Below are 10,571 nucleotides of genomic sequence, written 5' to 3'. Positions count from 1 at the left end.
CAGAACAAGTCGAAAACGGCCAACAGCGACACGCTCAGTTGATGCAATGCATTGAGTATTTCCAACGGCTCGAAGCTGAAGGACAAGGCTGGGAGTTAGAATCTAGAACACGAGAAGAGATAGAGGAAATCGAGTCAGGAAAAGGCAGCCCATCACTGTACGCAAAGCGAACGACCATCATCAACAACTTGTACGGAGTCGATATTGACGAAGGGGCTGTTGAGATTTGTAAGCTCAGGCTCTGGTTGTCGATGGTTGCTGATATCGAGGATGAGCCGAGCGAGGTGGAGCCGCTCCCCAATATTGATTTCAACGTACGGCAGGGGAACAGTCTAATCGGCCAGCTCGATACGGACATCGAGAGTAACGAAGATGGAGACAGCGATCTCGATTCTTGGGAGGTGAAAACCCGTTTTGAGGACGTGAAAGAGGCCATCAAGAAGCACAAAAAAGCAGAGACCAGTGTTGAAGCCCAGGAATGGCGAAAAGAGGCAGAAGACAGAATAGAGGAACACCGGGACAAATTTGACGAAATCCTTCGGCGAGAATTCCAAGACGCTGGCTTTGACGACATAACGATCGAGGAAATTCGGGAGTGGGCCCCCTTCCACTGGCCGCTAGAGTTCGCCGACGTCTTCGAGAAAGGTGGATTCGACGTGTTCATCGGGAATCCACCGTGGGACATGCTCTACGCGAATCGCGACGACTTCTTCATCCGCTACGATGAGCAGTTCCGTACCTATCCGTCAGAGGAAAAGGACGGTGTGATGGAAGACCTCCTTTCGAATCCTGATGTTGCCTGGGATTGGGAGGACTACAAGGAATCAATGGAAACTCAGGCAGATTTCTTCACAAAGGGAGATGTCTATAAGCTCCAATCTCCGGTGGTGGGCGGTCGGACGATGCCGACAAAGAACGAACTTTCGGCTCTTTTTCTAGAGCGGGTCTTCAGACTCTCTAGAGACGGCGTGAAGGTGAGTCTGCTCCTGCCCGGCACGATCTTCGGGGGAGTGATGGGGAAAGACCTCCGGACACATCTACTGGACCACACAGACATAGAGAATCTCATCGGATTCGAAAATAAGGGAATCTTTGAGCAGATACACCGGCAGTACCGATTTGCAATTCTGACGTTTGAGTATGGTGGAAAAACCAGTCGACTCCGGGGCATTTTCAATCAACGGAGCATGGACGTAGTCTACAATATCGAGGATGTGGCCGCAGAAATCCCGCGTCAAGTGCTTCTCAATTATTCTCCCGAGGTAGAATTTTCCCCTCGATCACCTCGCAAGTGGAAGCCGACGTTCTCAGCAAGGTAGTCACCCAACCATCTCTTGATGAGAAAATCGAAGACGCATGGTCAGTGGATATGTTGACGAAGGAGTTCGTTGAGTCTACCGATAAAGACCGATTGCAAGATTCCCCAGATGATGCTGATTATCCAGTATATGGGGGAGCGAACATCCACCAGTTCGAACACGATAACACTCACACTGAGAGTTTGGACAACCCTCGGTATTGGAGTCGGGGAATGGACGATCCACCGAATAGTGCTCAGTACCGCGTCCGAGAGAAGAAGTTCAACAGGGGTAATCTCAAACGGGCGATTTACGACGCCTTTGGAGGTTCAGAGACGAGCAAGTCTCAAGTTCAATTCGTAGATGAACTACTCGAAGAACACCGTGGTCACGGACTCGAAGAAGAGGATGTTCTGCTCGATTGTACTGAATACCGAATCGGCATTCGAGACGTTTCTCGTTCTAGGGACGAGCGGACGATCATAGCGACGGTGCTTCCGAAGGACGTCATTTGTCTCCACACCATTAACACGTTCAAGCCGTTCGCTATTGAGCCGGAAGAGGAACACCTCACAGAGTCCCCACTTCGGTCACCCTACGTCCGGCGATTCACAAATCAAGAACTCTTCGTGGCCACTGGGCTGCTGAACAGCGTTGCGTTCGATTTCCTGATGCGGACCAAAGTCGAGACGCACATAGTCAAACGCGAGCTATTGGAATCCCAGCTACCACGCCTCACCGACGGCGATGACTGGTTCCACTATATTGCTGAACGGGCTGCCCGGTTGAACTGTTACGGGGAAGAATTCAAAGAAATGCGTGAGCGCCTCGGTGGAATCGAGGCAGCGACAGAAGATCAAGAACGCAGAGAATTACAGGCTGAAATCGACGCGGCCGCATTCCACGCATATGGCCTGGAACGTCGTGACGTGAAGTTTGTTCTCGACGACTTCCATCGCGTTGGGAATCCGAAGTTGATGGATGAGATGTACTTCGATCTGGTCTTGGAGAAATATGATCTGCTGGAACAGAAGGGGCCGCTACCGTAGTTCCCGCATCACTGTCCGACAACCCCCCAGCATACGAGCTTCGCTTGCACATCACTCTCCCCTATCAGTTTTGTCTGGTATTCAGTGGAGGTTTCGACGTTCTCTTCCAGAAACTCCTCAAGCTGACTGAGGAACTCCACGGTCGGCCACTCTGGGAAGGAGTGGTACTGCTCGTTCTGGCGGAAGATCTCGCGTAGAATACGGTCTTCATCGGTGTTCGCCATTTTCACCTCCTGCAACCGCTCTGCGATGTCGTTAGCCCATTCTCCTAACGTCTCGAACTCTTCGATAGGAGCCGGCTCATCGCCGTAATTCGGCTGAACGTAGCGATTGATAAAATCGAGGATCGTCTCCTGTTCCTTCGAGAAAGCCTCTCCCTGTTTGAAAGCCCCCTCAACCTGGCCTTCTCGAATCACCTCAAGACGCTCGTCAAGCACTGCTTGAATCTCATCACGGTTCGACAACACCGTAGCTGGATTTCCGGGGATCGGTTCACCGTCAACTGATGGGTCGATGTTGAGCGTGCTCACGGGCCGCTCTTTGACCTCGTCGGCGAAGGGCTTGTAGTAGAAAGCACGACGGACGCGACCAAGCGGGGACTCGTGGTCATCATCGTCGAACCAGAGGTGGGCAAGAGCGAATACGCCCGGACGAGGACCGGCATCGTGGTCAGTTACATTCGTGTAGAGGAATTCCCGTTCTTCGGGCGGGTCATCGAAGAAGTCCTCAGCGTACTCGAAGTCTTCCGCAGTTAGGTCATAATCCTCGTTCAGTTCTCGCTTCAGAAGGTACCGCTCGAACGCAGCGTGTTCATTACTCCCAGCATTGCGGAGGAGCGGATTCTTGCTCGTGTCGTCGAGTTCATTCACGTCGTCAATTTCACGGGACTTCTGGAGAGAGTCCTCAATCTCGTCCACCTGTAATTCCCCGATTGTCTTCTCCGTGTCTACACCTGTCTTTTCGAGAATCTGGTCTTCGTTCGGATCGAGGATATTATTCTCCTTTCCGACGATGAGCGCGATATCGTTGATCTTTGCCTGCAGGCGTTTCAGGAGCTTAATCGCCGCCTCGATGTCGCCGTCCGGGTAGAAGTTGTGGACGTGTTTCTCGGCGGTACTCCCAATCCGGTCGACTCGCCCGACACGCTGGACAATCCGCATCGGGTTCCACGGCAGGTCGTAATTGACCACCACATGAACGTCCTGGAGATTAACCCCTTCACTCAGCGTGTCAGTGGCCACTACGTACTGTAGCTCTGAGTCCCCCGACTCGGCGAGCGTTTGCTGGTAGCCTGACGCCTCGGGAGCAAAGCGTTGAATGATGTCCTGTTTATTCTCGTCGCCACCCTTGACGACGGCACTGTTCGCCTCTGTGAGTGGTGAATCCTCGTTGTCACAGAGGGTTCGATAGACGTAGTCTGCAGTTGCCCGATACTGCGTGAAGATGAGCACCTTCTGATCGTGGTTAGTGAGGACATCTGCAAGTCGGTCGATCTTCGGGTCGCGGAACTCGCGGAGTGAAAAGACGGCCTCGTAAAAGTCGCGTGTGGCAGGGTCGACTTCACTCAGGTCACTATTCGGGTAGAGAATCGGATTCATCTCTTCTTCAGGAATATCGGGGAGGACACCAGCGTCGTGGTCAGCGAGCCATTGACGTGTGGAAACCGCATAATCGCTCACATCACCCGCATCACGGGCGACATCACCGATGAACTGCGAGAGGAAATACGAGAGAAGGGTGAGGTCCTCCCTGATGTACGTCTTCACCTCGCCGATGGTGGCGTCTGCCAGTTCATCTCCCTCGGTATCAGCTCCTTCTTCCGATTGAATAGCGGTGGTATCGAAACCGAATTCTTCGAGTGTTTGTTCGAGATCTTCAGCAGCGTCGGCTCCTTCGACAAAGTCACCGAGTTCAGAGTCATCCCCTTCCCGAACAGTTCGGAGCATATCGATGTCTTCGTCCTCGGGAAGTTCACCAAGAAGGCCGAGAAGCTGGCGTTCGCTCTGATGTAGCGTCTCGATCGACTGGACGAACGCGTACGTTGAGGACTCGAGCCGTTTGAGGAGGTTCAGCTTGTAGAGAGCTTTCAGCGTGCTCCCTGCTTTCGGGTTTTTGACTGTGATATGGGGTAGGTGGAGGGCGTCCATCACGTCGGGAAGCATCCGATATATTGGCTGGTAGGCCGCCGGCAGGGAGTACTGTTGCTTGTTGAGTTTCGGCGGCTTGAAGCTCATCTCGAAGTCTTCGCTGTCCTGTATCTGGTCTTTGACGTGCTTGCGCGTCCGGAGAACCATCACTTCGTTAAGGATATTCGATATCTCAGAGGAGTGTCGCTGGAGCTGCTCGGTGATTTCTTGCTGTTCGTCGTCGCCGACTTCCTCTTTCCCGGCTGCGATGCGTTTTCGCGTCTCCGAGAGCTCGATATATTCGTCGAACGCATCAAAGTCGAGTGACGCCTTGTTCCGAAGTTCCTCCGGGCTGGTGAACAAGCTGATGAGGTTCTTCAGGTCGGTAGCGCTGTTATTGATCGGGGTCGCGGTCAGCATTATCATCGTCTTTCCGCGGAGTTGCCTGAGATTCGCGTGTCGTCGCGTCCCCTTGTAGTCGTCATCGTGGTCTGGGTTCGGTCGCCACTTCCCGTAGTTCCGGAACCGGTGAGCCTCGTCGATAAGCAGGACATCGAACTCATCTTTGAGGTCCTGCACCTCGCCGTAGGAAAGATTCTGGAACTTACTGATACTCATCACATCAAGGTGCGTGCCGTCCACCTCTAACCCGAAGTACGGATTGCCGTCTTTGTCAGTGTCGTTCTGGAGTAGGTCTTCCCACTGATCAGTCAGATTTGCCGGAACAATGAGGAGACAGTGGTCGCCACGTTGGCGGTAGTCGTGGAGGAGTTCACCTCCAATAAATGATTTTCCCAGGCCGACCGAGTCGGAGACGATGCACCCGTTGAACTGTGAGAGCTTTTCCTTTGCACTCTCGTACCCGAGCTTCTGGAAGTAGTACAGTGGGCTGTCACGGATGTTGACGTTCCCACTCAGTTCGTCATAGGCGAGCAGCTTGTAGAGCTCGAACGGTTCGAGATATGTACCCAGCTCCTCGGATGACGTCTCCTTGTCGGACTCGTCCTCCTGCTGTTCCTTCCAGTCCTGGTACTCCTCGCTGTTCTCGATGATTCGGATGATCTCCTCACTGAACTCCTCGGCGTTGGCCCACTGGTTGTCGTACCACTCCTCGAACGCTTCGGCCTTGTGTCGATCCTGACTCGTGAGGTTCAATTCGATGTTGTTCTGGTGGCCGCTCTTGGTGAAGTTCGAGGAGCCGACAACGGTAGCGCATGGGCGGGTGTCTTCATCCTCGTCTTGTCCCCAATCTTCGTCGTTTTCGAGTGGTGCTCGAAATGATGCACCCTTTGCGTGGAAGTAACCGTTTTCAGGATTTCGCACACGGACGCTCACCTCGCCTTCGGCGATAAAGTCTCGTAGCCGGTCTAGCCGCCCGATCTGAGCGTTATTCAGCTCCGAGATGCTTTCTCTCACCTCTCTTTTGAGCTCCTCTTTGAGATTCTGCCCCTCACCGATTTCGTCAGCAGTTCCCCTATTCGTCTGACGACCCATCAAGATCCGAAGTGGAGTGTGGCCGAGTTCCTCGGGGTCAGCCAGATTTTCAAGGTCTTCCCGGTAGAGGTCGAATCCTGAGAGATAAAAGTAGCCAGTTGCGATACGGCCTTCCTCGATCTGGGGAATAATCTGCTTGTAAGCGTCTTCTAGTGTTCTATTGGCGTTATCGACAAGCGGAGGAAGCGAGAGCATCGTAATGCCGAGATGTATTCAGTACGCTAACTTAGTGTTTAGTGAACTTAGACTACAGAGGTGGCACCAGACAATAGCCAATCAAACTGGCCGAAGATCCCGCCAGCGGACGTCAACGGTGTCACCATCGGCGATTTCAACCCGGAAAAGATAGCCTTCTCGTTGATCACCAGTCACAGTTCCTGCATCGTCTGAGAGGATCTCAACGATTGTTCCTCGACGTCCATGGAGACGCTCGTGATCTGGATCTGTCACGTCCGGGATATCGATTCGGACCGTGTCCCCAATATCGAATCGTTTCATAGTAGGTGTCATCAGCTCCGAATCCAGAATAGCCCTATCGAACCAGCCATAACGGTCGCACCGGTTATTAGCCCGACTGCCGTCAGAGACGGCAGAGAATAGCCTGCATTCGTGAGCAAAGGAGTTAGAATGAACCCGCCAGCGTATCCTCCGACAGTAAGATATCCAGCGGCAAGGAGACGGACAAACCACTGTTCGACAATCGTATGCGAGCGGTGATCTGGGTCGTCATCAGGTCGGGGCTCAACGATTTCCGGATCGGGCTTTTCCCGCTTGAGGTATCGCCATTCATCAAGATACATTCGGACAGGAAGGGCAGACTCGATTTGGTTGAGAATAGCATATCGGGCCTTGTTCAGCCGGCGATACGACTGTAAACTCTGATACCAAAAGTAACAGATCAGACTTCCAAATCCAGAGGCGAATAGAACGATTGCAGCACTCGTAGTCGTCAAATTTCCTCGGGCGAGAGCGAAGAGTCCGGCTAGTATCGACGTCAAAATCAAGCCGAAAAATTGGTTCATCTGGACCCGCTGATTCGCAGTCTCGATTGCCACCTCTCCATAGTGGATGTATTGATCCATCAAGCGATCCGTCTCTTCGTCGTTCAGATTCGTTAACGGCCCATTCTCTACGGCATTGGGCTCGGCCGATTCGGCCGGATCTCCCCCAGTAACCTCTTCGGGGTGTTCCGGCTCTGTTTCAGGCGTGTCTTTGTCCTTGGTATTTTCGCCAAGATTTGCATTATTCGGCTCTCTCTCGCCAGAGGTCTCGTCAGTTGATTCAGACATATTCCGCTAAGGTGTCGGCGAATGATGCTTTGCGCCATTCTAAGAATAGGGAACCGTAGAAACAGTTCAGATCCAAACGCTGTTCGGTCGCCATTACGCTTTCTGCGTAGTGCCTGTACTGATTGATGAGCGTCTTATCACGCTCTGGCCGTCTGGGTGAAGATCGTGTACTGCCATCCCTCTGTCTTGGGCCATACTCGTCCGAGGGTAGATCATGCATGCTTCGCGATGGCGTTTACGATAGACTTCTGCCGCCAACCGACAATCTCATCGGCTTCCTCCTTTACCACAGCTGGAAGTCGCTCGTTCCCGTTCGGTCGCACACCGATAATAGGTTTCTCGAAATGGTCTGCCATCTCAATCTCCTCCTCGATCCACTCGCTGTGCGAGACGTACATCCCAGCGACGACGACGACCACATTTGCCTGCCCAACCTGCTGGTAGAGCTGCTGACGAAGATCATTCTTATCTTCAAACTCCATCGGATCGTCCTCTGGGACACTGAAGTTCTGCCAGTCCAGCCGATTTTCATCATCGAGGAACTCCTCAATGCGTTCACGCTGCTCGGAGTACTTCCACGAGTGACTCACAAACACCCGATACGGCCGATCTTCCAGAGGGAGACGCGGCTGCGTCGACGTGCCGGTTTCATCTGTTGTTGAACCAGATGAAACTAGGTCACCAAGTCCTTGAGCGCCCTTGTATGTGAAATAGCCTACCACGGCGGCAGCGATAATGAGTTCAGGGGCGTCGTGCCAAAGGTAACGAAGTGGATCATCGTGTGGATCATGATCAACTTGTCCACCTTTCCAGTCGGCGTATCCGGCGAGGAGGTCTTTTCCGAGATCGACGACATCGGTGTTTTGTTGGTTTGTGGTTGGAACGGATGTCGTATCGGAGCCTCCAGTAGTATCCTCGAATAGGCCGGCGAACGGATCGTCTTCCCCGTTTGATTTGATAAGGGCATTCACGTCAAGGCTTCCGGTGGGGCTTTGAACCTCGACAGTCGGCACGTTGGTGACAGGGTCGTTTTCGTTTGGTGTCACACGCGATACATCGCAATTTGGATATTTAAACCCAAGGGGATATTTGTTATTCAGGAAGGTTCGTGTTTCCGTGAACTTCCGAAAAGCCACCACGACAGATTCCTCCCGAATCACCACAAAGAGACCCGGTATTCAACCGATGGCCAATTGGTGAGATTTGCTTTCCGGAAACAACCCGGTCACGTATTTATGGTCTGACGCAGAACCAGTCACTCACTAACACAATGATCCGCGATGCTCGCGTTCTACGCGCCGGGTTCGTCCCTCGAGAAGTTGAGCATCGCGACGCCGAAGTCAACCATCTCTCCAGCGTTCTCGAGCCCATCACGAACGGGGAACCCGCCGACACGGCCATCGTCACTGGACCCAGCGGCGCCGGCAAGACCTGCATCTCGAAATTCGTCACGGAACGACTCCGGGAAGAGGTCCTCGACGTCGAGACGACCTACGTCAACTGCTGGCGCAACTACACCCGGTTCCGCACGCTCTACCAGATCCTCGACGACCTCGGCGCGACCATCGACATCCACCGACAGTCGACGCCGCACGACGAACTTGTCGACCGCCTCCAACAACACGACGGCCCGCGAACCGTCGTCATCCTTGACGAGGTCGACCAATTGGAGGACCCCAGCGTCATCTACGACCTCCACAGCCTCCCGCAGTTCGCGATCATCTGCATCGCGAACAAGGAAGAGGAGCTATTCAGCCGCGTCGACGACCGGCTCGTGAGCCGGCTGCGCTCCAGCGAACACGTCCGGATGGACAAGTACCACGACGAGCAGCTGTACGACATTCTGAGTTCGCGGGCGAAGTGGGGGCTCGACGAGGACGTCATCACCGACGACCAGCTCTACCGGGTCGCCGACGCGGCCGCCGGCGACGCACGCCTCGCAATCGGCATCCTTCGAACGGCCGCCGGCAAGGCCGATCGCGAGAACCACGAGCGCATCACCGACGACATTCTCCTGGACGCCGCCGAGGATGCTCGGGCCCAAATCAAGCAGAAGAGCCTCGATTCACTCACGCCGCACCAGCGCGTCGTCTACGACATCGTTCGCGAGCACGGCCCGGTCGGGCCAAGCGAGATCCACGAGCGCTATACCGAGGACGTCGAAGACCCACGGACGAAACGGACAATCCGCACGTACCTCTCGAAGATGGAGCAGTACAACCTCCTCGAGGCGGAGGGTACGAGTCGGGATCGGGAGTACTCGCTCGTCGATTCAGCGGCGGCGTCGCCGATGCAGTGACCGTAACCCCGTCAGCTATCAGGAACTGAACTCGTCGAGGCCCGATTGCTCGTGGTCTAGCGGCTCGATGACTTGGGGATCGTCGTTGCCGGGGTTGTTGACTCGCGTCGAAATCCCGTAGGCGTCCAGATCGTCCTTCGGATACGGCTGGCACAGTTCCTTGCGGGTGTCCGGGTCTGCGGCGAGCCAGTCAGATTCCGCGTCCTGCGGGAGGACGACCGGCATCCGGTCGTGGATTGAGTTCATCAGGTCGTTCGGCTCCGTCGTGAGAATCGTGACGCACGAGATCCTCTCGTCGTCGCCTTCCCAGACGTCCCAGAGCCCGGCCATCGCGAATGCGGGGTCGTCCTCCCTGTAAATCCGGTAGGGCTGCTTCGACCCGCCGTTCGGCGATTTCCACTCGTAGAACCCTGACGAGGGGACAAGGCAGGGACGTGATTCCCACGCCCGCTCGAAGACGCGTTTCTCGTCGCAGTCTCGGAGCGAGCGTTGATCATGCCCTCCTCGGGTTCGTCCGCCCAGAACGGAATCAGTCCGCAGTGGTAGGCGTCGATCTCGTCGGAAGCCTCGTTCGTGACGATGTGGAGGTCGTCACTAGGTGCGATGTTGTATCGGGGTGTGTACCCGCCGTCCGCGACGACCTCGGCATCGAAGCGGGACTCGAGGTCTGCTTGGTCGATGAAGAGCGAGTTCCGGCCACACATACTGAGGAGTTCGGTGGGAAGCATCTTCAACGTAATCGCACAGGAATCCACTTTTAACCAACAGATTGTCCCGATGAGCCTGAGTTGTTGGTTAACGACAACGGGGCGGAGAATCCCCTAATGACAAACGGTACACCTAAACAAACGTTAGAAGAGGCTACACTAACTACGCACAAACAAAATGACCCATATTCTCGCCGTATCTGACTGGCGCTCACAACCTATTGACGATCTCTACACCATTCTCGAAACTGTAGAACCAACACCAGATCTACTACTGTATGCCGGCGATGACCTCTCACGTTTCAAAAA

7 protein-coding genes and 1 pseudogene are annotated in these 10,571 nt (G+C 54.3%); 3 read left to right on the top strand and 5 right to left on the bottom strand.

Annotation, left to right across the window (positions count from 1 at the left end; all coding sequences use genetic code 11):
* Together ACP99_RS20500 and ACP99_RS20495 are read left to right on the top strand one after the other, a co-directional pair.
* Positions 1–1,319 (top strand): BREX-1 system adenine-specific DNA-methyltransferase PglX (locus tag ACP99_RS20500; protein WP_231554256.1); only part of this gene is annotated, 1,319 nt, incomplete at its 5' end.
* The gene (locus ACP99_RS20495; protein WP_197052407.1) at positions 1,292–2,347 is read left to right on the top strand and encodes a hypothetical protein; all 1,056 of its coding nucleotides are present in this window, start codon (positions 1,292–1,294) and stop codon (positions 2,345–2,347) included. The genes ACP99_RS20500 and ACP99_RS20495, both read left to right, overlap by 28 nt.
* Before the next feature lie 8 nt (positions 2,348–2,355).
* Here the strand turns inward: ACP99_RS20495 and ACP99_RS08920 are convergent, their stop codons facing one another.
* From ACP99_RS08920 to ACP99_RS20490, 4 genes are all read right to left on the bottom strand, one after another.
* The gene (locus ACP99_RS08920; RefSeq protein ID WP_049986272.1) at positions 2,356–6,162 is read right to left on the bottom strand and encodes a helicase-related protein; all 3,807 of its coding nucleotides are present in this window, start codon (positions 6,160–6,162) and stop codon (positions 2,356–2,358) included.
* A gap of 81 nt (positions 6,163–6,243) precedes the next feature.
* On the bottom strand, positions 6,244–6,465 hold the full coding sequence (locus ACP99_RS19115) for a hypothetical protein (RefSeq protein WP_081927321.1): 222 nt from the start codon (positions 6,463–6,465) through the stop codon (positions 6,244–6,246).
* Positions 6,466–6,476: 11 nt separating this feature from the next.
* Positions 6,477–7,256, bottom strand: a complete 780-nt coding sequence (locus ACP99_RS08915; protein ID WP_049986271.1) for a RipA family octameric membrane protein — start codon at positions 7,254–7,256, stop codon at positions 6,477–6,479.
* A gap of 212 nt (positions 7,257–7,468) precedes the next feature.
* Positions 7,469–8,302, bottom strand: a complete 834-nt coding sequence (locus ACP99_RS20490) for a TIR domain-containing protein (protein WP_197052406.1) — start codon at positions 8,300–8,302, stop codon at positions 7,469–7,471.
* Positions 8,303–8,526: 224 nt separating this feature from the next.
* Here ACP99_RS20490 and ACP99_RS08905 point away from each other — a divergent pair, with 224 nt between their 5' ends.
* Entirely contained in the window at positions 8,527–9,555 is a 1,029-nt protein-coding gene (locus tag ACP99_RS08905; protein ID WP_049986269.1) for a Cdc6/Cdc18 family protein, read from the top strand.
* An 18-nt stretch (positions 9,556–9,573) separates the two neighbouring features.
* Here the strand turns inward: ACP99_RS08905 and ACP99_RS19110 are convergent.
* A pseudogene (locus tag ACP99_RS19110) lies at positions 9,574–10,259 on the bottom strand (SOS response-associated peptidase).
* Between the last annotated feature and the right edge of the window lie 312 nt (positions 10,260–10,571).

The sequence above is a fragment of the Halobellus rufus genome (genome assembly GCF_000739575.1).
In the GTDB taxonomy this organism is placed as follows: Archaea; Halobacteriota; Halobacteria; order Halobacteriales; family Haloferacaceae; genus Haloquadratum; species Haloquadratum rufum.
Note: the sequence above shows the minus strand (reverse complement) of the source record. Positions and strands in the feature narration are given on the sequence as shown.